General features: G+C 46.4%; 25 protein-coding genes. 5 read left to right on the top strand and 20 right to left on the bottom strand.

Annotated elements, in window-relative coordinates; all coding sequences use genetic code 11:
- Positions 1–2 precede the first annotated feature (2 nt).
- Positions 3–524 (bottom strand): NfeD family protein, encoded by a 522-nt coding sequence (locus tag KNO91_RS06305; RefSeq protein WP_214787354.1) that lies wholly within the window; start codon positions 522–524, stop codon positions 3–5.
- Entirely contained in the window at positions 524–925 is a 402-nt protein-coding gene (locus KNO91_RS06310; RefSeq protein WP_214787351.1) for a hypothetical protein, read from the bottom strand. The genes KNO91_RS06305 and KNO91_RS06310 overlap by 1 nt, the downstream gene beginning before the upstream one ends.
- A gap of 119 nt (positions 926–1,044) precedes the next feature.
- Between KNO91_RS06310 and rnhC the strand changes: the two genes are divergently transcribed.
- The 3 genes from rnhC (at position 1,045) to KNO91_RS06325 (ending at position 4,166) form a co-directional block, all read left to right on the top strand.
- Positions 1,045–1,959: a ribonuclease HIII gene (rnhC, locus tag KNO91_RS06315; protein WP_214795679.1), complete on the top strand. Its 915-nt coding sequence runs from the start codon at positions 1,045–1,047 to the stop codon at positions 1,957–1,959.
- A gap of 71 nt (positions 1,960–2,030) precedes the next feature.
- Positions 2,031–2,843 carry an alpha/beta fold hydrolase gene (locus KNO91_RS06320; RefSeq protein WP_214817039.1) on the top strand — a complete coding sequence of 271 codons (813 nt, stop codon included), beginning with the start codon at positions 2,031–2,033 and terminating at the stop codon, positions 2,841–2,843.
- A gap of 300 nt (positions 2,844–3,143) precedes the next feature.
- Positions 3,144–4,166 carry a PTS sugar transporter subunit IIC gene (locus KNO91_RS06325; protein ID WP_214817042.1) on the top strand — a complete coding sequence of 341 codons (1,023 nt, stop codon included), beginning with the start codon at positions 3,144–3,146 and terminating at the stop codon, positions 4,164–4,166.
- Positions 4,167–4,206: 40 nt separating this feature from the next.
- Here the strand turns inward: KNO91_RS06325 and pheT are convergent, their stop codons facing one another.
- The 9 genes from pheT to infC all read right to left on the bottom strand — a co-directional run bounded on the left by pheT (position 4,207) and on the right by infC (position 11,758).
- Positions 4,207–6,582 carry a phenylalanine--tRNA ligase subunit beta gene (gene pheT / locus KNO91_RS06330; RefSeq protein WP_214817045.1) on the bottom strand — a complete coding sequence of 792 codons (2,376 nt, stop codon included), beginning with the start codon at positions 6,580–6,582 and terminating at the stop codon, positions 4,207–4,209.
- 12 nt (positions 6,583–6,594) lie between these two features.
- Complete coding sequence (pheS, locus tag KNO91_RS06335) at positions 6,595–7,617, bottom strand: phenylalanine--tRNA ligase subunit alpha (RefSeq protein ID WP_214787342.1); 1,023 nt, start codon at positions 7,615–7,617, stop codon at positions 6,595–6,597.
- A gap of 302 nt (positions 7,618–7,919) precedes the next feature.
- Positions 7,920–8,666 carry a TrmH family RNA methyltransferase gene (locus tag KNO91_RS06340; protein ID WP_214787340.1) on the bottom strand — a complete coding sequence of 249 codons (747 nt, stop codon included), beginning with the start codon at positions 8,664–8,666 and terminating at the stop codon, positions 7,920–7,922.
- A gap of 1 nt (position 8,667) precedes the next feature.
- Positions 8,668–9,747: a M42 family metallopeptidase gene (locus KNO91_RS06345; RefSeq protein ID WP_214817048.1), complete on the bottom strand. Its 1,080-nt coding sequence runs from the start codon at positions 9,745–9,747 to the stop codon at positions 8,668–8,670.
- 19 nt (positions 9,748–9,766) lie between these two features.
- Positions 9,767–10,249 carry a dUTP diphosphatase gene (locus tag KNO91_RS06350; protein ID WP_214787336.1) on the bottom strand — a complete coding sequence of 161 codons (483 nt, stop codon included), beginning with the start codon at positions 10,247–10,249 and terminating at the stop codon, positions 9,767–9,769.
- A 24-nt stretch (positions 10,250–10,273) separates the two neighbouring features.
- Complete coding sequence (locus KNO91_RS06355; protein ID WP_214787334.1) at positions 10,274–10,528, bottom strand: hypothetical protein; 255 nt, start codon at positions 10,526–10,528, stop codon at positions 10,274–10,276.
- Positions 10,529–10,614: 86 nt separating this feature from the next.
- Positions 10,615–10,974, bottom strand: a complete 360-nt coding sequence (gene rplT, locus KNO91_RS06360; RefSeq protein ID WP_012726696.1) for a 50S ribosomal protein L20 — start codon at positions 10,972–10,974, stop codon at positions 10,615–10,617.
- A 28-nt stretch (positions 10,975–11,002) separates the two neighbouring features.
- The gene (rpmI, locus tag KNO91_RS06365; protein WP_012726697.1) at positions 11,003–11,197 is read right to left on the bottom strand and encodes a 50S ribosomal protein L35; all 195 of its coding nucleotides are present in this window, start codon (positions 11,195–11,197) and stop codon (positions 11,003–11,005) included.
- A gap of 30 nt (positions 11,198–11,227) precedes the next feature.
- Complete coding sequence (gene infC, locus KNO91_RS06370) at positions 11,228–11,758, bottom strand: translation initiation factor IF-3 (protein WP_074033409.1); 531 nt, start codon at positions 11,756–11,758, stop codon at positions 11,228–11,230.
- 341 nt (positions 11,759–12,099) lie between these two features.
- Between infC and KNO91_RS06375 the strand changes: the two genes are divergently transcribed.
- The gene (locus KNO91_RS06375; RefSeq protein ID WP_012726699.1) at positions 12,100–12,309 is read left to right on the top strand and encodes a hypothetical protein; all 210 of its coding nucleotides are present in this window, start codon (positions 12,100–12,102) and stop codon (positions 12,307–12,309) included.
- 95 nt (positions 12,310–12,404) lie between these two features.
- Here KNO91_RS06375 and KNO91_RS06380 read toward each other — a convergent pair whose 3' ends face one another.
- The 9 genes from KNO91_RS06380 to KNO91_RS06420 all read right to left on the bottom strand — a co-directional run bounded on the left by KNO91_RS06380 (position 12,405) and on the right by KNO91_RS06420 (position 21,061).
- The gene (locus tag KNO91_RS06380) at positions 12,405–12,818 is read right to left on the bottom strand and encodes a DUF2231 domain-containing protein (RefSeq protein WP_214817050.1); all 414 of its coding nucleotides are present in this window, start codon (positions 12,816–12,818) and stop codon (positions 12,405–12,407) included.
- A 98-nt stretch (positions 12,819–12,916) separates the two neighbouring features.
- Positions 12,917–13,789, bottom strand: a complete 873-nt coding sequence (locus tag KNO91_RS06385; protein ID WP_214787330.1) for a DUF1002 domain-containing protein — start codon at positions 13,787–13,789, stop codon at positions 12,917–12,919.
- Positions 13,790–13,893: 104 nt separating this feature from the next.
- Entirely contained in the window at positions 13,894–15,837 is a 1,944-nt protein-coding gene (thrS, locus tag KNO91_RS06390; RefSeq protein ID WP_214782220.1) for a threonine--tRNA ligase, read from the bottom strand.
- 298 nt (positions 15,838–16,135) lie between these two features.
- Positions 16,136–17,050, bottom strand: coding sequence for a primosomal protein DnaI (gene dnaI / locus KNO91_RS06395; RefSeq protein ID WP_214787328.1), 915 nt, complete (start codon positions 17,048–17,050; stop codon positions 16,136–16,138).
- Between the two features lie 4 nt (positions 17,051–17,054).
- Positions 17,055–18,407, bottom strand: a complete 1,353-nt coding sequence (locus KNO91_RS06400) for a DnaD domain protein (protein WP_214795669.1) — start codon at positions 18,405–18,407, stop codon at positions 17,055–17,057.
- A 40-nt stretch (positions 18,408–18,447) separates the two neighbouring features.
- Entirely contained in the window at positions 18,448–18,915 is a 468-nt protein-coding gene (gene nrdR, locus KNO91_RS06405) for a transcriptional regulator NrdR (RefSeq protein ID WP_012726705.1), read from the bottom strand.
- A gap of 12 nt (positions 18,916–18,927) precedes the next feature.
- On the bottom strand, positions 18,928–19,299 hold the full coding sequence (locus tag KNO91_RS06410; protein WP_214787324.1) for a hypothetical protein: 372 nt from the start codon (positions 19,297–19,299) through the stop codon (positions 18,928–18,930).
- Between the two features lie 112 nt (positions 19,300–19,411).
- Positions 19,412–19,798 (bottom strand): adenosylmethionine decarboxylase, encoded by a 387-nt coding sequence (gene speD, locus KNO91_RS06415; RefSeq protein ID WP_026825618.1) that lies wholly within the window; start codon positions 19,796–19,798, stop codon positions 19,412–19,414.
- Positions 19,799–20,029: 231 nt separating this feature from the next.
- The gene (locus tag KNO91_RS06420) at positions 20,030–21,061 is read right to left on the bottom strand and encodes a glyceraldehyde-3-phosphate dehydrogenase (protein ID WP_214787322.1); all 1,032 of its coding nucleotides are present in this window, start codon (positions 21,059–21,061) and stop codon (positions 20,030–20,032) included.
- A gap of 157 nt (positions 21,062–21,218) precedes the next feature.
- On the opposite strand from KNO91_RS06420, the gene KNO91_RS06425 reads away from it, so the two are divergent.
- Complete coding sequence (locus KNO91_RS06425) at positions 21,219–21,701, top strand: site-2 protease family protein (protein ID WP_214817053.1); 483 nt, start codon at positions 21,219–21,221, stop codon at positions 21,699–21,701.
- The last annotated feature ends 7 nt before the right edge of the window (positions 21,702–21,708 follow it).

Here is a 21,708-nt window from a genome sequence, read left to right on the forward strand (position 1 = left end):
AGTTATTTCTCCTCTCGAATCGTAGGTTCGTCATATGTCATGACGATGGCAATATTACTCTTCACTTCAATAATAATGACTCGGTGGTCAGCTGAAATCGATGTCCCGTCCATACTTTGAGCCGTCTTCAAGAGAGACCCTGTTACTGTCTCGATCATCACTTCGCCATATCCACCTTCTGGTATCGGTACCGTCAACCGTCCAACTCGACCGACCAGTGCTTCATCCGTCAAACCGATTGATTCTTCAGCGTTTGATAATGGTAACAACACGAACAAATAGAGAAGTGTTGTTAGAGCGAGTGACCCGACCAATGCGACAGCCAGTCCAATCACCGGCGAAACATGCGCCAACGCGTTTAAAATGAGTCCGATTCCGGCACCTAATGCTAAAAATGATAAAATGACAGCAGGGTTGAACCAGCCTTCAAACATGTCAAACGCATCAGAGAACATCATATAAATAAAGGTTCCAAAACCAGCGATGATCAACACCCACCAGTACAGTTGATCGATTGCCTCCATTACCACCCCTCCTCCTGTCGACGTTTCTGTTCCATCAGTAACATACGCCGAAGTTGCTCGACTTCAAGGGCGAGCTGATCCTCAATCGCATCCCACTCGGAAAGTGACGACGTAGATAAATCGTTCGCTTCCCGAACTCGTCCAATCGATTGTTCAATGCGTTTTCGATTGTATACATCGACGAGCTCTTGACGTTCGAGTCGCATCCTGTTTAAAAAATATTCGACTTCTTTTTGAACTTGAACCACTTGGTCCGTCACGTCCTCAGAAGAATCTTGCATCAGCAGCCGACGCACTCTCACTTGATGAGCCACTAACTTGGCAATTCTCGCTTCTAGCTCGAGAATGTGCTTGTACAATTCCTCTACCTCATCTTGATGCGTGTCATCGCGCCACCACACGTCCACTTCACCTCACTTTGCTCTAATCACTTTCATATACGATAAAACCTCATCATCGGTTTCAAAAAATCATAAAAAAATGTAAAATGAATTTGCCAGACAGAAAGGAAGTGCTCATTTTGGGCAACCAAGTCATCAAGCTATCAACTGCTGACCAAGAAAAACTAAAAAATATGTATAAGAAGTACGCGGTCACACCTCCACCTTACGCAACTTTCAGCGCAAAGACACCTGGATTTGTCGTCACGATTTATCAATCAGGAAAAGTGATGTTTCAAGGAAAAGATGCAGATACCGAGGCAGTGAAATGGGGAACTCCTGCCGGGAAGAAACAAGCGTCTCCACCGAATACGACATTACCTAAAGGCTTTTCAGATTGGTCCGTCGTCGGTAGCGACGAAGTCGGAAAAGGTGATTATTTTGGCCCACTCGTCGTCGTTTCTGCTTTCGTATCACGGGACCAAATCGCACTCGTTAAAGAGCTCGGTGTCAAAGATTCAAAGCAATTGTCTGATCCCGAGATTATCCGAATTGCTAGAGATTTACACGCCACAATTCCTTATCAAAAAGCGACACTGCACAACCCAACGTATAACAAGATGCAACGTACGATGACACAAGGTAAAATGACTGCCATCGCTCACAACGCAGCGCTGCATGCGTTGCTCGACAAACTTGAACAGAAACCAGATGCCATCCTGATTGATCAATTTGCCGAAAAATCGGTCTATTATCAGCACTTACGGTCAGAACGCGATGTCGTCCGCGACGATGTTTATTTTTCAACAAAAGCAGAAGGACTGCATGTCGCAGTCGCAGCCGCATCCATCTTAGCCCGAGCCTTTTTCTTAAAAGAAATGGACAAACTAAGTGAACAAGCAGGATTGACGCTCCCGAAAGGGGCAGGAGCAAAAGTTGACCAAGTGGCCGCTCAGATCATCCGTCGACACGGGCAGGATTATTTACAAAAAATCGCCAAAGTCCATTTTGCCAATACCAAAAAAGCAATAACCTTGAACGAACGTCGTCTGTAGAGGTTCGTTATCAAATATGATATACTCGTTTTATGGTTAAATGAACTTAAAATTTTTGGAGGATAGCGTTCATGTTGCATTATAAAACCTACACGATCAGCGATGACCATCCTTGGGTCGTCTTTATTCACGGAGCCGGCGGAAGTTTGTCTCATTGGTATCGTCAACTCCGCCCATTCCGTAAGAAATATAATGTGTTACTCGTCGATTTGCGTGGACACGGTGGTTCATACGATGCCGAACAATCGCTTAAACAACCGTTGAACGCCTATACATTTGATGTCGTCGCCAAAGATGTCATCGAGGTGATGGATCACTTAGGTATTGAGAAAGGTCATATGGTCGGTCTCTCTTTAGGGACGATTGTCATCCAGGCGATGTTTGAGCACTATCCGGACCGGATTGCATCGGTTGTACTCGGAGGTGCCATCGTCAAGTTCAACGTTCGTTCAACGCTTCTCATTCGTCTCGGTAGCCTCGTTCAAAATTTCGTTCCCTATATGTGGTTATACAAATTGTTCGCATGGATTTTACTACCGAAAAAACGTCATAAAAAATCGCGGATGATGTTTGTCCGAGACGCTGCAAATTTGTGTCAGCGTGAATTTATTCGCTGGTTTAAGATGACGGAGAACATCAATCCATTACTAAATCAAATTACTTCGATTCAAACGAACGTCCCCATTCTATATATTATGGGCGATGAAGATTACATGTTCCTCGAAGCTGTGGAACGGACCGCAAAACATCAACCGACTGCCAATGTTGAAATCGTTGCAGACTCTGGTCACGTCGTGAATGTGGACCAACCCGAGCAATTCAATTCATTGTCGATGAAATTCATCGATGATCAAATTCAAGCACTCTCATTCAAAATGAGCTGATTCAGGATGCCACCATACATCCTGAATTTTTTTTAGTTTATTTTCAGAAAATATTGATTATTACAAAAATAGATGGTATTCTTTAGCAAATCCAACAAAGAGGAGATGCTTGAGATGTTCAAACCCCTACATATGAACAGCCTGCTGATTATTATTCGACTGAGGGACTGAAATCGTTTTGTTCTTGAAAACGACTTTTCAGGCCCTTGTTCCCGTGGTAATCGGACAGGCGCCTGTAGATGTAACCCGCGCCTATCCGAATCGGATAGGTTTTTTTATTGCTCTATAGACAAAGAGGAGATGATGGAAGTGAAGCAGTATATGATGGATCGAATGGTAAAAATTTCAGCAGGAATGGCAAACGCCGTACTCGTCACGCTCGGTGTTGGTCTATTGATTGAGACGATTGGTAATTTGACCGGGATTGCGATGCTCGTTCAAATCGGGCAAGTCGCTAAATCGTTGTTGGCTCCAGCTTTAGGAGCCGGCGTCGCCTTTCAACTCGGTGGGAACACACTTATCTTGTTTAGCGCCATGATTGCCGCAACGATTGGCGGTGCTGCTTTAAAAGCGACCGAAAGTGGGCTCGTCCTCGTTCCAGGTCAACCGATTAGTGCATTGATTGCAGCCGCAGCAGCAGTATGGCTCGGTAAACGCGTTCTCGGAAAAACAAAGTTCGATATGATGGTCGTACCCGTAACAGCCGTTCTCGGAGGTGGAATCGTCGGTGTAGCCGCAGCGGCTGTAACGACCCCTGTCATCAACTCCATCAGCCAAGGAATCACAGCATCCGTTGAAACGTCACCAATCGCGACATCTCTCGTCATCGCCCTTGTCTTCAGTGTCATGCTCATGTCACCTGCTTCATCGGCCGCACTCGCCATCGCTCTTCAATTAGACCCTGTCGCCAGTGCTGCTGCATTGATTGGTTGTTCTGCTCAGTTTGTCGGATTTACATTGATGGCGTATCGTCAAACCGATCCAGGTGGTTTGGTCGCTTCCTTCTTTGTCACGCCGAAAGTTCAGTTCCCGAACATCATCAAAAATCCGCGAATCGTCGTTCCACCATTCATTGCCGCGATGATCTCAGCACCGATTGCCACGTTAATGTTCTCACTACAAGTGCCGTATGAAATCGCCGGTCTCGGACTCAACTCTCTCATTGCCCCGCTTCAAATTTTAGCGGTACAAGGAATGGACGCGTTTCTCATCTTCACGATGACGGGTGTCGTTCTTCCTGCACTCATTACCTGGGCACTTTATCGTGTCACGAGCCTCGTCGGTTGGACGAAGTTCGGTGACCTTGCCCTTGAAATTCAATGAAATAAGGAGCGCTGTCCAAATCGGACAACGCTCCTTATTTTTACGCTCGTACTTCAGCGCCGTGTGCTGCACGGACCGCTTCGACGATTGTTTCATATGCTGCTGTTACTTCTTCATCTTGTAACGTTCGTGACGGGTCTTGGAACTTGAGTGAGAAGGCAATCGACTTCTCCTCCGGTCCAACATTTTCCCCTGTATATACGTCAAACAAGACGAGGTCAATCAAGAGTGGACCTGCCGCTTCACGGATTGTTTGCTCCACTGTGCCAGCCGGAATCGAACGTGGCAAGACGAGTGCCAAATCTCGTGAAATCGATGGATAACGCGGCACGTCTTGATAAAGAAGCGTCTCTTCCCCACTAAGTGCCAATAGGTCGAGTTCAAATACGTACACTTCTTTCATCCCATAGACTTCTTTTGATGTTCCTGGATGCACTTGTCCAACATATCCGATGACGTCACCGTTCATCAAAATGTTCGCCGTACGACCTGGATGCATATCTGGCATCGAAACCGCTTCATACGTGACATCAAGACGAAGTGTTTGAACCAACGTGTCGACAATCCCTTTCGCGACAAAGTAGTCGACCGGAATCCGAGTGCCTTGTGAACGATAATCCATCCAAAGACCTGTGACGACACCTGCCACTCGTTCTTTTTCACGTGGTAACGTATCACCTTGCTCTGTATAGACACGTCCTGTTTCGTAGAGTGCGACGTTTGATTGTTGACGCGCCGTGTTGTAACGTGCCGCCTCTAACAACCCAGGAATGAGTGATGTGCGAAGTACAGAACGCTCTTCACTCATCGGCATCGCTAGACGGACGAGTTGATCGGCTTGACCACCAAAACGTCTCGCATGTGCCTCACTCGTTAATGAATAGGTGATCGCTTGTGATAATCCGACACCTTGTAACATGCGGCGTGTCTTTCTGCGCAACACGTTGATTGCTGGTAAATAGCCTTTCGACTGAGATGCAGGTAACGTCGATGGGAGACTGTCATATCCGTATAGACGCGCAACTTCTTCCGTGATGTCAGCCGGCAGCTCTAAGTCCGGACGACGAGAAGGGATATGGACACTCAATACATCATCGCCTTCTGTAGCTAGACCGAGACGTTCTAAAATACGTTCAATCGTTTGACGATCGAGTGTCATCCCTAAACGTTTATTAATGTAATCGACCGAGACTTCAATTTGACGAGCGCGTGACTCTTTTTCACCAGAGACAGTCGCTTCCCGAATCTCGCCTCCACCGAGCTCCACAATCAATTGAGCGGCACGATCAAGCGCGAGCATGACACGCTCTGGGTCCACACCTTTCTCAAAACGAGCGCTTGAGTCGGAACGAAGACCGAGCGTTCGGCTCGTCTTACGTACCGAGGCAGGATCAAAGTAAGCGGACTCTAAGACGATATCTGTCGTTGAGGCATCTACTTCTGTGTTTGCGCCACCCATGACACCTGCGATTGCGACCGGCGCCTGACCATCTGTGATGACCATCATCGAAGCGTCGAGCGTACGTGTTACATCGTCTAGGGTAATCATCTCTTCTCCGTTTTCAGCCTGACGGACCACAATCGATTGACCGAGTTTTTTCGCATCGAACGCATGAAGAGGTTGACCGATTTCTAGCATCACATAGTTCGTCACATCAACAATGTTATTGATTGGACGAACGCCCTCGGCAATCAAAATATTTTTAAGCCATTGTGGAGATTCTGTGATTGTCACCCCTCGCACTTCACGCGCTGCATAATACGGGCAGTTCGGTGTAGCGAGCTCAATGGACACTTCAGATGCAGAAGAAGACGTGATGTCGGCCGTCGGTAACGTGTACGGACGCTCTAAGATGGCCGCTACTTCATGGATGATGCCATATAGGCTCAAGCAGTCCGAACGGTTCGGAGTCAAACCGAGTTCGATGACCTCATCATTCAAGTCGAGTAAATCGAGCACATCTGCCCCGACTTGAACATCTTCACGGAACGTATGAATCCCGTCTTGCTCATCTTCCCGAATTTGCTTCTTCTCGAATCCGAGTTCCTCAAGCGAACAAATCATCCCTTGAGATTCGACACCGCGAAGTTTCGCTTTTTTGATTTTTAATCCTGGTAAGCGTGCGCCAACTTTCGCTACGATGACGTATTGACCTTCACGTACGTTCGGTGCGCCACAGACGATTTGAACGGGATCACATTCCCCGATGTCTACTTTTGTCACGTTCAATTTATCCGCTTCCGGATGCTTCTCACATGAAAGGACATGCCCGACGACGATACCAGAAAGTCCTTCTCCACGGTTTGTGACACTTTCGACTTCAATCCCATTTTTTGTGATCAAGTCGCCAAGTGCTTCTCCACTCAAATCTGACACATCAATATATTGATTCAACCATTTTTTTGATAGTAACATCTGTCTTCCTCCTTAGAATTGCTCGATGAAGCGTAAGTCATTTGTGTAGAAGTGGCGGATGTCATCGACACCGTGTTTGAGCATCGCCATACGTTCAACTCCGATCCCGAATGCGAATCCTGATACTTTTGACGAGTCATAGCCTGCCATCTCTAACACATGTGGATGTACCATCCCGCCTCCGAGAATTTCAATCCAGCCAGTTCCTTTACAGACGTTACAACCTTTACCTCCACACTTGAAGCATGAAATATCGACTTCAACTGATGGCTCCGTGAATGGGAAAAAGCTTGGGCGAAGACGAATTTCGCGTGTTTCCCCGAACAATTGTTTCACGAACACCTCAAGCGTGCCTTTTAAATCTGCCATTGAAATCGACTCATCGACGACGAGCCCTTCGATTTGCATGAATTGGTGTGAGTGCGTCGCATCATCTTCATCACGACGATATACTTTCCCTGGGCAAATGATGCGAATCGGTTTCCCATTCGCCTCTAACATGGTGCGTGCCTGTACAGGTGACGTATGTGTACGTAGCAAAGTTTCCTCGGTAATGTAGAACGAGTCTTGCATATCGCGTGCCGGATGGTCTTTTGGTAAGTTGAGCATTTCAAAGTTATATAGATCTGTTTCGACTTCAGGACCTTCTGCAATCGTATATCCGAGTCCAACGAATAAATCTTCCATCTCGTCGATGATTTGTTGCAACAGGTGACGGTGTCCAGGAGCCGATGTACGTCCCGGAAGCGTCACATCGAGCGTTTCCGCTTTTAACTTCTCTTCCAGTTCAATCGCCTTCACTTCTTCGATTCGAGCGTCAAGCGTACTTTGAATCGACGTACGAACCGTGTTCGCCAATTCACCAATGACTGGACGTTCCTCAGCGGATAGCTTGCCCATCCCACGAAGTACCTCGGTCATCGGTCCTTTCTTACCTAAATATTTGATGCGAACGTCATTTAATGATTTTTGTGTGGATGCCTGCTTGATTTCTTCAAGTGCTTCCATTTGTAACTGTTCTAATTGCTCTTTCATGTGTTCACTTCCTCCTCTACATAAAAAAGTCCCTTCAGTCGTTGACTGAAGGGACGAATCATCGCGGTACCACCCTACTTGGCCAATCATTGGCCCACTTGAGAGCATCGTTATCGAGATGCCAAACCGGTGTTGTCTCCAACACGACTCCAGAGTGAATTCAGCGACGATTCCGGCTTAGGCTTTCAGTCACGGCCTATGCTCCCTGAACGGAATCGGTCATTCGCTTACTATGTTCTTTCAACGTCATAATCTATTCATCGATGTGTTTAACCTATCACGTTTTTCACGTGCTGACAAGATTATTGTAAAGCGATGCGATACATTAAAATACCAGCAGCGACCGCTGCATTGAGCGATTCCGCCTCACCGAGTACCGGAATATGGACTCGGGTATCACAAAGAGCCAATACATCGGCATGTACCCCTTGTGCTTCATTTCCGATGACTAAGGCAATCTTATCCTCAAATGCTACCTGCTCATATGATGTCGCTTTCGAGAGGGCTGTCCCGTACACATGGAACCCTTCTTCTTTCAGTTCAGGTAGTTTATCAAGCAAATCAACCGAAGTCACATTCACGTGAAACAGGGAACCTTGTGTCGCACGAACGACTTTCGCATTGAACGGATCAACCGTTCCTTTCCCAAGGAGTACCGTATCAAATCCGGCCGCATCTGCAGTCCGAATCATCGTACCAAGGTTACCTGGGTCTTGCACTCGGTCTAACACGAGAACTTTCTTCATCTTGCGCTCGACCGGTGTCATCTTCACGACCGCAAACACACCTTGTGTCTTTTCTGTTTCCGACAAAAGATCAGCGACGTGATCAGATAATTCGAGAACCGGCATGTCCTCGATGCGCCACGTCTTTTTCGGTACGTATGATTCAGCCATGATGAGTTGTACAAGTCGACCTGCTCGAATCGCCTCATCGACCAGATGTTCTCCTTCTACGAGGAATTGACCGGTTTCTTGGCGTCCTTTTTTCGTCATCAATCGTTTTAATCGTTTAATCGTCTCGCTCTTCGTAGACGTAATCTTCGTCATATTATCCCTCTTTCAACCATTGGACCGTCTCGTGGTCTAAGCGTTTCGTCAATGCGACAACAAGTTCAATCGCTGCCTCGTAGTCATCTTTATGAATGATTGACACATTCGTGTGTAAATAACGTACAGGTACCGTCAACGCGATCGCCGGCATTCCAATCCCAGACAAATGGAATCGTCCTGCATCCGTTCCGCCTCCTGGTGTCAAATCGAGTTGGTATTTGATGTCGTTTTCTTTCGCTACATCGACAATGAGGTCGACGAGACGTGGATTCGTAACGGTCGTTGCATCAAAGAAGATGACCTGAACGCCATCGCCGAGCTTCGATAATCCTTCTGCAGGCGTCATTCCAGGTGTGTCACTTGGAATTCCTGTATCGACCGCAATCGCCACATCCGGTTGAATCAAGTTGGCCGCCGTGACAGCTCCACGTAATCCAACTTCTTCTTGAACCGTCGCTCCTGTAAAGACGAGACCTGGGAACGATTCTTCTTTCAGACGTTTTGCAGCTTCAATTGCAATTGCACAACCAATACGGTTATCCCAAGCTTTCGCCATCAAGAAGTTCTCATTTTTCATGACCGTGAATTCGCAATGCGGGACGACCGTATCCCCCGGACGAATTCCCCATTCAGCCACTTCGTCTTTTGATGTCGCTCCGATATCTAAAAACATGTCTTTGATTTCAACTGGTTTTTTACGTGCTTCAAGTGGAAGGACGTGTGGTGGTTTCGCACCGATTACTCCTGGAATTTTCTCGCCAGAACGCGTCACCACATCCATTCGTTGTGCCAATAAAACTTGGTTCCACCATCCACCAAGCGCCTGGAAGCGTAGGAAGCCACCTTCCTCTATACGTGTGACCATAAAACCGACTTCATCCATATGACCTGCAATCATCACACGGGGACCTTCTGTGTCTCCTGTCACTTGACCGAACAAACTTCCAAGACCGTCTTGTTCAAACGACTCGACATGTGGTTCAAGATATTCACGCATCAATTGACGGACTTCACCCTCATTTCCCGGGACGCCAGTCGCGTCTGTCAGGCGTTTTAACATATGTAATGATTCATTCATCCCAATCCGCTCCTTTTCATTAATAGCCTAATCGCTGTCGCTCATGGTTCACTTCATTTTTATTCATATACGCCATGAGGATCAGCTGCTCGTTGAAGCCAAGCGTATATCCTAGTTCAAGATACGCTGCCATCAGCGTCTCGTACATCGCTTCTGTTTTCGAAAGACCAAAGTTCGTCACTTTTCGATAAATATCTAAAAAAGCATCAGTCGCATCAAGATATGAGCTTCCCGCAGGAAATGCGTCTCGTTCATACCCAAGCGCAAGGCCGAGTGACAGTAAGAAATGAATGCCGTCTACATATTCTTCTAAGATCACATCTTGAGGCGACGGTCCTTTCTTCGACCAAAACTTAAAGCTACGTGTTTCGTTAGCCAGTTCACCGAGCTCGACAAGCAGCGCCAGTAACCGTTCATCAAATTGATTGCCGGATAATCCATGTTGTTCTTTGATCCGCTCGTCTAATTCGCGCTGCCGATCAAACAATGTTGTCCAGTTCACCGGATGTTCCTCCTCTATCTCCACTTATAGCAGTACTAAAATCATTAAAGACCAGCCTACCGCTAAAATCAATACTTGTAATTGAAGCAATTTTGGGGCATGAACGGTCTTTTTGCGTGTCAAATGGAGACCGAACAAGGCACCGATGGCTCCTCCCGCATACGCGTATAGCACGTTGAAATCACCATCGCCGTGCGTATAACGCTTTGCCTGAATATAGGTATAAACGTTCAAGACAATCAGAGCAAGGGCAACGATTGCGACAACCGATTGGTTCATACGATTTCCTCCTTCTCTTAATTCTAAGAAATTCTGAAGAAAAAAGAAAGCGCCGAGAGAATGTCTCGGCGCTTTCGATTGAACGATTACGCGTTCAATTTTGATTTAGCTGTTTCAGCGAGTGACGCGAATGCCTGTGCATCTGTCACAGCAAGCTCAGCAAGCATCTTACGGTTGATGTCGATTCCTGCAAGCTTGAGGCCGTGCATCATACGGCTGTATGAGAGACCGTTTGTGCGTGCTGCCGCATTGATACGTGTGATCCAAAGACGACGGAAATCACGTTTCTTCTGACGACGGTCACGGTAAGCGTACATGAGTGACTTCATGACCTGTTGTTTTGCTACTTTAAATAGAATGTGTTTCGAACCAAAGTATCCTTTGGCAAGTTTAATTTGCTTTTTACGACGTTGACGAGTCGTATAACCGCCTTTTACGCGTGGCATATGGATTCCCTCCTAAATTGTTTCTGTATTACTTCGCGATCATGTTGCGAATGCGTTTGAAGTCTCCAGCTGATACGATAGCGCCTTTACGGAGCTTACGTTTCGCTTTAGTCGATTTGTTTGCGAACAAGTGACTTGTGTAAGCGTGTGAACGCTTGAGTTTACCTGATGCTGTACGTTTGAAACGTTTTGAAGCACCGCGGTGCGATTTCATTTTCGGCATGAGTATTTCCTCCCCACTGAGAATCGATGATTAATCTTCTTTGTTCGGAGCCAGCACTAAGAACATGCTGCGTCCTTCCATCTTCGGCTTTTGTTCAACTGTTGCCAAATCGGCACATTCCGCTGCCATTTTGTCCAAAACACGTTTCCCGATTTCCGAGTGTGTGATGGCACGTCCGCGGAAACGAATCGAAGCCTTCACCTTGTTACCTTTTTCAAGGAACTTGCGTGCGTTACGCAATTTTGTTTGGAAATCGTTGTCCTCGATTGTTGGACTGAGACGTACTTCTTTCATTTGGATGACTTTTTGGTTTTTACGCGCTTCTTTCTCCTTTTTCTGGAGTTCGAAACGGTACTTCCCATAATCCATAATTTTAGCGACCGGTGGATTCGCTTTATCCGCGACTAAGACTAAGTCTAGTTCCGCTTCTTCAGCTAAACGTAACGCATCGTTACGCGATTTCACACCGAGTTGTGCGCCGTCTGCGCCAATGAGACGTACTTCACGGGCACGAATGTTTTCGTTGATAAAGAGCTCTTTGCTAATGGTTAGCACCTCCATCGTGCAATTGCACGAGATTTAGATTGACAAGACAACATGGCAATAAAAAAAGCGTCGGCAGTTTCCCACCCACACATCAGTTGAGGTCATAAAACGGCAGACGATGCCGATTGAACCAAGAACTTGATGGACCTGCCTGATGACTCTCAGACGAGGTGAAAAGCGGGTGCTTCTGCTTTGTTGTTTTTAATCACTATGTCATCTTAGCACTAGCAGGAAAAGATGTCAAGATATCGCGCATGAATAATTGGTAGCTCACACTTTTATGATGATACCAGTCATTCTCTCGTTTCGCAATACCTTTTCAAAGGGAATAATGAATTAACAAAGGAGGGATTTACATGAACTGGCGAAAAGACGTCTCGCGCGAACATGACTATCACGACCAAGTTCAGCAGATTGTCAGCAAGACCATGCAAGCACACGGCTTAGAGGATGAGAAGTTACAGGCCGTGTTAACGGACTTATTGGAAGAGATGAATCGTATCACATTGAAAATCGTCGATGATCACGAGTCGGCTCAAAATTATATCCATAAAAGATGGTACTAAGCGAATCCAGTTGTACAATCTGATCGCTCTTTCATCATGCGTATATAAATATTAAACGTCCGCTCCACAATCAAGGAAACGGACGTTTTTTGTATTTACTGTGCATATACCATTTGACCACCGAGGTGACCGGCGTAAGCAAGGAGTCCTGCTCCAATGAGTGCGATCACGAAACTAAGTGTGGTCCACATTTTCCCTTTCGCACGATATCCGACAGCAAGCAAAACAATCGTGATGCCAAACGCAATCAAACTATACAAGGCAAAATGTTCATGGTTTTCAATCATCGCTTCTGTGACCGAAGGAAGATTTGCTTCTGCATACTCCTCGGCACTATCACCGGATAGAAAGGCGACCCCACCTGAAAGTAATCCCGCAACGAGTGTGACGAGTGCAAACAGTCGAAAACTTGTCCATTTGAAACTGAGTAAAATTAAGAACGTCCCAAACAATAGTAGACCAATCGGAGCGTGCACGAGCAATGGATGTAGCGGGACCCCACCGAGCATAACGATTCCTCCTTAATAATTGGATAATAGATGAGAGTTATTTACCCAGTTCAATGATGTTTATATCCACTTTTCTATTTTTCCACAATGACACACAATCAATTCGTGAGCGATTTAAAGAAGTTGCTGATTGCTTCGAACAATCTCGCGAAAAATCCTTGCACTTCCTCTTGCTCAAGGAAAGCTTGTACGTCTTGACCCGCATCTTTTAATCCGTTACTGATTGCAGACCAGTCAAGATTTGCTTGTTGCATGTTCTCAAACAGCGTCGTCAATTGGTCGAGTTGTGCTTCGGATAATTGAACGTTATTTTGGTTCAGTACTTGAATGACGATGTCACGAATCTCAATGTTCGTCTCCGGCATCTGATTCGCAATCTCGGCTTTAATCTCGTTCATGAGACCTGCTACGTCCTCTTGACCAACCGTCTTTCCGATTTCAGACGTGACCGCCAACTCTTCTTGCGCAAGCTCTTTGCGCTCTTCAGACAATTCGATTCCCGTTTCGGCTGCTGTTTGATCATACGCCTTCATGATGCCTGTCAGAGCGGATGTCCCTGTCACGTTAATCGGTGACGTGATATAGATATCGGCATCCGTCACACCTGCCGTGACAAGTGCGTTCGCATACATATCCTTCGTGACCCACGTCACATTTTCAGTTTGAATATCAAGACCGGTACCGTCCGTCAATTTGATTCGTGCGGATGAATACATCCCGCCTCCACGTTGCGCTTGTGGGACAGAATCTCCCAAATATTTTTCTTCATCCGCGGCCGTTGTGATAATCGGTTCGATTCCTTCCGGCGCGTCCATACGCTCGAGTACCCATTTTTGTTGCTCCGAAGATAGCGACTCCCCGAGTGTGACGATCGTGTCGTTGACGATTGCCTCCGCCCCGACTTTCGGAAGTGCTCCTGTAAATGCGACTGCTCCAATAGTAAGTGCCAATACTGGCTTCATATAATTCATTCATTATCACTCCTTATGTTTAAGATACGTGTAGACGCTTAAATACACATCCGTCTATAGAACGAAAAAAGGCCACCTTTCTAGATGGAAAGGTGGCCTTTCACTTAGCGTGAACGATTCGCGATCTCTTCTGTGAGCGATGCGATGAATTCGTCAAGTGATGCTGAAACTTGTTCTTGTTGACCGTAACGGCGAATGTTGACTGCGCGCTCGTCACGTTCTTTGTCTCCAAGAACGAGCGTCATCGGAATCTTCTTCATTTGTGCTTCGCGAATCTTGTAGCCAAGTTTTTCATCACGAAGGTCCGTTTCCACCCGGACACCACGTTTGACGAGTTCCGCTTTCACTTCAGCAACGTACTCATCATGGACGTGTGATACTGGAATCAATTTGACTTGTACCGGTGCGAGCCATGTTGGGAACGCTCCTTTGTACTCCTCAATCAAATATGCAACAAATCGTTCCATTGTCGAGACGACACCACGGTGCAAGACGATTGGACGATGGTCTTTTCCGTCTGGTCCTGTGTAAGTCAAATCGAAACGTTCCGGAAGCAAGAAATCAAGCTGAACTGTCGAAAGCGTCTCTTCTTTCCCGAGCGCCGTGCGTACTTGCACGTCGAGTTTCGGTCCGTAGAATGCCGCTTCCCCTTCCGCTTCGAAGTACGGAAGTTCGAGCTCGTCCATTGTTTCTTTCAACTGGCTCTGTGCCATTTCCCAAATCGCATCGTTATCGAAGTACTTCTCTTTATCGGCAGGATCGCGATACGAGAGACGGAAACGGTAATCTTTAATGCCAAAGTCAGCGTACACTTCTTGAATCAAGTGAACGATGTCTTTGAACTCTTGTTTCATTTGTTCTGGTGTGACGAACGTATGCCCATCATTCAACACCATGTAACGGACACGTTGAAGTCCTGTGAGTGCACCTGACATCTCGTAGCGGTGCATCCCACCAAGCTCAGCGATTCGGAGCGGAAGCTCACGGTATGAGCGTGGCTCATGTTTGTAGATTGTCATGTGGTGCGGACAGTTCATCGGACGAAGGACGAGTTCCTCATTGTCCATTTCCATTTTCGGGAACATATCATCTTGGTAATGATCCCAGTGTCCAGATGTCTTGTACAAGTCGACCGACCCAAGCACCGGTGTATATACGTGTTGGTATCCAAGTTCGAGCTCTTTATCGACGATGTAGCGCTCGACCGTACGACGGATCGATGCACCTTTTGGAAGCCACATCGGAAGACCTTGACCGACTTCTTGTGAAACGAAGAAGAGATCGAGTTCTTTTCCGAGTTTACGATGATCGCGTTCTTTTGCTTCTTCAAGAAGACGCAAATGCTCTGCGAGTTGTTCTTTCGTCGCCCAAGCCGTTCCGTAAATACGTTGTAACATCTTGTTGTCAGAGTCGCCACGCCAGTACGCGCCAGCCACGCTCATCAATTTAAAGATTTTCAACTTTGAAGTCGATGGAACGTGTGGTCCGCGGCAAAGGTCGAAGAATTCACCTTGATGATAGATTGTAAGTGTCTGATCGGCAGGAATATCCTCGATCAACTCAATCTTCAGCGGGTCTCCCAACTCTTTATAACGAGCGAGTGCTTCGTCACGTGAAACGACTTCACGAGTGATTTCTAAGTTTTCATCGACGATGCGTTTCATCATCTTCTCAATCTCGGGAAGATCTTCCTCATTGATTCGGCGGTCCATTTCAATATCGTAATAGAATCCGTTCTCAATCGTCGGTCCAATCCCGAGATAAATGTTATTCTCTTCGCCATACAGACGTTTGATTGCTTGTGCCATCAAGTGTGCCGACGAGTGACGCATCAAATCGAGACCGTCCTCTGAATCTGGCATGACGAGTTCGATTTTGCCATCTTGTTCAATCGGACGACGGTAGTCGATGAGTTCTCCGTCTAATTTTGCTGCGATTGCCTTTTTGCGAAGTCCCGGGCTAATTGAGCCTGCGACGTCTTCTGCTGTGACGCCAGCATCAAATTCTTTTACCGCGCCATCTGGAAATGTCAATTGAATCATGTACATCTGTCCCCTCTCAAAAATGAATATAAAAAAAGCCCATCCCTCAAAAAGGGACGAGCTTTGATTCTCGTGGTACCACCCTCGTTCCCAAGCAAAGTGCTTGGCTCGAACACACGATAACGAGTGTGAATCGCCGCACGATTGACCCGTACGGTGCTCTGAGGGAGTAAATGCATCGTCGTCGTTAGGAAGCTTCCACCACCCTTCCCTCGCTAAAACTCGTCTCGATGATTCATATCCTCTTCTATGCATCACTTATATGGTTATTAGTATAGTCAACTCATCCAAGAAAAACAATCCTTTACCGACGGCGATTTTCACCCTTTAGTTCGATTTGAGTCGTCGTCGTTGAAATGCGCTGCATGAGACGCTGCGCTTTCATTTTATTTTGTGCGGATCCATCGATTGAAAAGTGCGTCTCGAGTTCTTCTCCACTAAAGTTTGAACTATATAACGTCGGGAGTCGGTGCATCATCCGATATTGAAGAATGATGCCGAACAACTCGTCTCGCACCCACGGACTGATCGCCTCTGCTCCGATATCATCAATCAATAAAACCGGCACGTGTTGAAACGACGTTAAAAACGAATCGAATGAGTCGGTACGGATTTTTCGTTTTGCCTCTGATACAAAGCCCGGAGCGTGGACCAAGATTGTCTCGATATCCGCCACTTTCAATTCATTGGCAATGGCGGCGAGTAAATACGTCTTCCCGACACCGAAGCTACCGTGCAAATAGAGTCCGTTCACTTTTTGTTTGGACTTCATACCCGTCACGAAACGCATCGCTTCTCGAAGCGCAATCTTACGTGCATCATCTGCCCAGTCGAACGACTCGAAGCTCGCCTCACGAACTTCTTCCGGTAAGAACAGGCTCTTAAACTTTCGATCCATCTCTTTTTGTCGTCGTCCTTGTCGGTGAGCGACCGTCTCTTCATAACGAATCGCAATCTGACCAAGATCGACATAGAGCACCGGTTGATGCCCAGGGATGACGGCCTGTTCCTCGATGAACGTCTTCCCGTCCATCTGTTCGGCATACTCACTCAGTTTCGTGAACCCAATCTCAATCGCTTTCTCATCTAGTTCAGGATGAGCGTTTAAAAAGGCGATCACGCCCGGATGGTTGAGCGTTCGTCTGCGAATCGACTCATACGCTTCCCGGACTTCTTTTCGATTCATCAACTGCGATAATGACTGGTTGATACGTTCCATCCCCTCACCCCTTCTCTTTCAATTCATTTAATAGTTTCACGAGCTCCGCATCATCTGGAACGGAAGATTCCAATTCTTTCTTCCGTGCCTGATCGTAAGACCGCTGTTGTTTCGCTTCATCCTCAAGCCATTTCGGCATCTCACCTTGTTGGGGTTTCCGACGCGACCCGACAGTCGTCCGCTGCACATTCTCACGCTTTTGCTGTTTCTTCTCAATCAATGCATCTTGTGTTTCTTCGCGTTCTAATGCTTCTTTTGCGTTCGTATAGCCCGCCGTCTTCCAACTCGTGGCGATGCGGAGGACATAGTTCTCGCTCAGACGCGTCTGCTTTTTCACTTCGATACAATAATAGAAGAGTGCATTGATCACACCTGGAGCGAGTCCGAGCGTGTCGACAAGTTCGATGACTAATTGTTCGTCACTCTTCGATAACTGAGGTGTCTTCCGTAGTGTCGATACATATTGATGAGGATGAGCCGCTTCCATCACCTCAGGGTCATGAAGATCTCCTAGTTTTGTCTGTTCGAGCTCCACCGTTTTCTCTTTCCGATGACGCGTCTGTTTCTTCTTCAACTGCAATACCATCTGACGACATCCGTCCCGTTTCTCTTGCTCACTGAGCGGAAGATACGCTTCGTGGACGAAATATTCTTTTAACATTTCCGCCATCGTCTCCTCATCGAGTTGAGACACGTAAGCGAGTTTTGTGATGGTTTCGTCTAATTTTTTTGTGAAGAATCCGACCGGGAAATTCGTCAGTTTCTTCACAATGTCCATATCGAACGAATAGTTGATTTCAATCTTCGCACGGTCTGGTTTTTCGTAATTCTTTTGTGTGAACGCTCGATGATTGACACCTTTCACGTCAAATACTTCATTAAAGTCTTTTGTCACCTCGACGATTCCTGCCGGTAAAGGGTCGATGGTAAAGCGTCCTTGCAATTGTTTAAATCGCACTTCCCCAACTTTATAGAAGAGGAAGCTAGACAGTAGCCCATCATTTAAAAAAGTATGCGGTGCGAGCGGGACACGCAACTGATAAACGTATTGTGTCAAGCGAGCATCTTTCGTTTTATACGTTCTGACCAATCCGATTGCCTCTAGTCGAAAGAGACTATCCGTCAATTCATTGATCGAGTAATCCAACATTTCACATAAGGCACTATGTGACATATAGTTCGACTTCATCTTCCCTGGTTTCAATTCGCTCCACAGCGTCTGGTAAAGTGCGAGCGCCTTCACACCGATGACAGGTTGATATAAATGATAGAGGGACTGATACGATTCACGGTCGACAAGACCCGTACTCATGATTAACAGTTCGTCCGTCCCAAAGATTGTACGTTCTTTCTCCATAGCTCTCTCCCCTGAAAAAGGGCGACCAGCAGGCCGCCCTTTAGTTGGTCGAATTTTCTTGCTTCATTAAATCTTCAAGTTCTTTAAAGAATACCGTGATGTCTTTGAATTGGCGATAAACCGAAGCAAAACGAACGTATGCGACTTCGTCGACACGTGCGAGTTCATTCATCACCAACTCACCCACTTGTTCACTCGGGATTTCCGACTGCGCGAGGGCACGGAGTTGCTGTTCGACTTTTGTCACGACTCCCTCAAGCTGTTCGAGGGTGACCGGTCGCTTTTCACACGCACGAATGATTCCGCGCAGCACTTTTTCACGGCTGAACTCTTCTCGATTTCCATCTTTCTTCACGATAATGAGCGGAGTCTGTTCCACCGTCTCAAAGGTTGTGAATCGATACCCGCATTTTTCACATTCACGACGACGTCGAATCGAATAATGGTCTTGCACCGGTCGGGAATCGAGCACTCTCGTTCCATTGTGATCACATTTCGGACAACGCATGCTCAAGCCTCCTTATCGTTCGACAGATTTATTTCCAATAGCACGAAGCGGGAATTGTTGTGTGAGCGCCTCATAATAGTGCGTGATGATTTGTGCAAGGTCTGCACCAAGTCGCTGTTCACGATTTAACGTGAAGTCGACCGCTGTACGACCACCGTCTACTTGCACGATTGTAATGAGCCCGTCCCATCCTTCACCAATAAATGAGAGTTCGCCTCGATTTGAATCAATCCGGCGTACCGTTTGACCATTCGATTGAACCTGACTTTCTAACCATTGTAAGATTGCGTTCGGAGATGCTGCGTAGTAACGCGTCCGAAGCGTTTCATTTTTATGTGTGTCTTTTGTTTCGATATGTGTTTGTAACTTATCTAACAGTCCCATAATCCACCTCAACGCCTGAGTTATATACGTTAAGCATATCAAAATTAAGGCGACAACAAAACAATTAAAAGGGCTGACCGTTAAACGGCCAGCCTCAAAAGGTTCTTCAGAATTATTTAGTTAGTGCAACTTGTGCTTCTGGAACACGAATCGGTCCCATCCCACGCTCAAGTTTCACATCTTCACGTACTTTTGCATCCAAACCTTCGGCGATGTATTGCGATGCCGTAGCTGGATCGATTCGATCTCCACATGTGAACACGTCAACTGACGCGTAGCCATGCTCTGGGAAACTGTGAATCGTTAAGTGTGATTCTGAAATGATGACGACTCCACTCACACCGTGCGGCGCAAATTTGTGGAAAGCGACTTCGCGGACTTCAGCGCCCGAACGAAGAGCAGCATCGACGAACAAACGCTCGATGTAGTCGATATCATTCAATTTGTCGGGATTGCACTCCCAAAGTTCTGTAATAATGTGACGTCCCATAGTATCCATATTAGTGGATCCCCCTTTACATCAATGGTCTCAAAGTAGTTGATGATCACTCACTTTGTGCCTGAATCGCCCACAACCACGGGGGCAAGTTAGTCCTAAGAGGTCCTAACCCTTTAAGCTGCGTTTGTCAGACCAATTGAAGTTCACGAAACTGAGTGTAACGTGTTTGGGACGTCGTTACAAGACATTTGTTTAAAAAAATCAGAAATATTTTTTAGAACGTAATATTTTTTAGGCGTGTGTTTCTTGTTGTCCGATTTGAAGGTAGCTCGCCACCATATCTAACAAGTCGACGACACGGCACGAATAGCCCCACTCATTGTCATACCACGCGAGCACTTTTACATGATTTCCGCCGAGTACCATCGTCGAATCCATATCGATAATTGACGAGCGATCGTCTCCATTGAAATCAATCGATACGAGTGGTTCATGAGAGACACCTAACACGCCCGTCATCTCTCCAAACGCTGCACGTTCAAACGCTTCATTCACCTCATCGACCGTGACGTCACGGTGAAGTTCGACGACTAAGTCGACAAGTGAAACGTTCGGTGTCGGGACGCGAAGTGCCATTCCGTTCAATTTGCCTTGAAGTTCCGGCATGACGAGCCCGATTGCTTTAGCCGCCCCGGTTGATGTCGGGATAATTGAACTGCCACAAGCACGCGCTCGACGTAAGTCTTTATGCGGATTATCAATATTATTTTGGTCGTTTGTGTACGCATGAACAGTCGTCACCAAACCTGTTTCAATCCCGAACGTTGAATGCAATACCTTCACGACTGGACCTAAACAGTTTGTCGTACACGATGCATTTGAAATGATATGGTCTTCTTCCGGGCGATAATCCCGATCGTTGACCCCCATCACGATCGTACGTAAATCCCCTTTACCTGGTGCAGTCAAAATCACTTTTTTTGCACCTGCATCTAGATGTAGCTTCGCTCCGATATCAGAGTTGAATTTCCCCGTCGCCTCGACAACGATATCGATACCAAGTTCTTCCCACGGTAAACGTGATGGATCACGTTCTGAGATCAGTTCAATTCGTTTCCCATCAACTTCAAGCGCGTCCCCTTGCGCTCGAACTGTTAATCCGAATGGCCCGTGAATCGAATCGTGTTTGATGAGATGAGCGAGCGTTTCCGCAGGATAACTCGCGTTGATTGCCACAACTTCATGACGTCCTTCGAGCATCAATTTCCGGAATACCATTCTCCCAATTCGACCGAATCCGTTAATCGCAACTTTTGTCCCCATGCTAAATCCCCCTTTTTCTACATTACGGTTTCATTATAACGGATTGCTGTAAGCGTTTTCACTATGAATCGTCACATTTTTTTCGTTTTTCTTTGTTTATTTTTTGAAAATGAGGGAAATTTCTTGTCGTGAAGCACATTAGAAAGGAGGCGTCATCATGTTTGATTGGGGAGATATCGATAAATTCTTCATTTCATTCTTTATCATCTTACCGATTGTGACGTTGATTCATGAGTTCGGTCACTTCTTTTTCGCAAAATTGTTCGGTGGCTCGCTCGACATGCAAATCGGGACAGGCAAGAAAATGTTTAAAGTAGGACGTCTTCAAGTGAACCGCGTCTATTTTTATGATGCGTGGTGTCAGTTTACAGATTTAAAATGGAGCAATAAGGTCACACGCTCTCTTGTATATGGCGGTGGGGCCATCTTTAATTTAGCGAGTATCTTGATTGTGAATGCGTTTATTTTAAGACGAGATATTGAACCGACCCTATATACGTATCAGTTCGCTTATTTCTCGTTTTATTATATTTTCTTTTCACTGTATCCTATCTATTATTCAAACGGTCATCCGAGTGATGGACGGGCGATTTATGACACATGGAAGAAGGGGTCACCCGACTCCGATCCATTGAACTAAAAAAGAA

It is taken from the genome of Exiguobacterium sp. s59, assembly GCF_018617475.1.
Lineage (GTDB): Bacteria > Bacillota > Bacilli > Exiguobacteriales > Exiguobacteriaceae > Exiguobacterium > Exiguobacterium aestuarii.

What these genes read in the sequence shown, in the direction of transcription:
- KNO91_RS06320 (WP_214817039.1), top strand. Translation starts at nt 2,031, where the DNA reads ATGTTGCATTATAAAACCTACACGATCAGCGATGACCATCCTTGGGTC.
- rplT (WP_012726696.1), bottom strand. Translation starts at nt 10,974, where the DNA reads ATGCCACGCGTAAAAGGCGGTTATACGACTCGTCAACGTCGTAAAAAG.
- KNO91_RS06355 (WP_214787334.1), bottom strand. Translation starts at nt 10,528, where the DNA reads ATGAACCAATCGGTTGTCGCAATCGTTGCCCTTGCTCTGATTGTCTTG.
- rpmI (WP_012726697.1), bottom strand. Translation starts at nt 11,197, where the DNA reads ATGCCGAAAATGAAATCGCACCGCGGTGCTTCAAAACGTTTCAAACGT.
- speD (WP_026825618.1), bottom strand. Translation starts at nt 19,798, where the DNA reads ATGGATACTATGGGACGTCACATTATTACAGAACTTTGGGAGTGCAAT.
- KNO91_RS06345 (WP_214817048.1), bottom strand. Translation starts at nt 9,747, where the DNA reads ATGAATGAATCATTACATATGTTAAAACGCCTGACAGACGCGACTGGC.
- thrS (WP_214782220.1), bottom strand. Translation starts at nt 15,837, where the DNA reads ATGTACATGATTCAATTGACATTTCCAGATGGCGCGGTAAAAGAATTT.
- pheT (WP_214817045.1), bottom strand. Translation starts at nt 6,582, where the DNA reads ATGTTACTATCAAAAAAATGGTTGAATCAATATATTGATGTGTCAGAT.
- nrdR (WP_012726705.1), bottom strand. Translation starts at nt 18,915, where the DNA reads ATGCGTTGTCCGAAATGTGATCACAATGGAACGAGAGTGCTCGATTCC.
- KNO91_RS06385 (WP_214787330.1), bottom strand. Translation starts at nt 13,789, where the DNA reads ATGAATTATATGAAGCCAGTATTGGCACTTACTATTGGAGCAGTCGCA.
- KNO91_RS06410 (WP_214787324.1), bottom strand. Translation starts at nt 19,299, where the DNA reads ATGGGACTGTTAGATAAGTTACAAACACATATCGAAACAAAAGACACA.
- KNO91_RS06420 (WP_214787322.1), bottom strand. Translation starts at nt 21,061, where the DNA reads ATGGGGACAAAAGTTGCGATTAACGGATTCGGTCGAATTGGGAGAATG.
- KNO91_RS06325 (WP_214817042.1), top strand. Translation starts at nt 3,144, where the DNA reads ATGATGGAAGTGAAGCAGTATATGATGGATCGAATGGTAAAAATTTCA.
- KNO91_RS06305 (WP_214787354.1), bottom strand. Translation starts at nt 524, where the DNA reads ATGGAGGCAATCGATCAACTGTACTGGTGGGTGTTGATCATCGCTGGT.
- pheS (WP_214787342.1), bottom strand. Translation starts at nt 7,617, where the DNA reads ATGAAAGAGCAATTAGAACAGTTACAAATGGAAGCACTTGAAGAAATC.
- dnaI (WP_214787328.1), bottom strand. Translation starts at nt 17,050, where the DNA reads ATGGAACGTATCAACCAGTCATTATCGCAGTTGATGAATCGAAAAGAA.
- KNO91_RS06340 (WP_214787340.1), bottom strand. Translation starts at nt 8,666, where the DNA reads ATGACGAAGATTACGTCTACGAAGAGCGAGACGATTAAACGATTAAAA.
- KNO91_RS06400 (WP_214795669.1), bottom strand. Translation starts at nt 18,407, where the DNA reads ATGGAGAAAGAACGTACAATCTTTGGGACGGACGAACTGTTAATCATG.
- KNO91_RS06380 (WP_214817050.1), bottom strand. Translation starts at nt 12,818, where the DNA reads ATGCTCGGTGGGGTCCCGCTACATCCATTGCTCGTGCACGCTCCGATT.
- KNO91_RS06375 (WP_012726699.1), top strand. Translation starts at nt 12,100, where the DNA reads ATGAACTGGCGAAAAGACGTCTCGCGCGAACATGACTATCACGACCAA.
- infC (WP_074033409.1), bottom strand. Translation starts at nt 11,758, where the DNA reads ATGGAGGTGCTAACCATTAGCAAAGAGCTCTTTATCAACGAAAACATT.
- KNO91_RS06425 (WP_214817053.1), top strand. Translation starts at nt 21,219, where the DNA reads ATGTTTGATTGGGGAGATATCGATAAATTCTTCATTTCATTCTTTATC.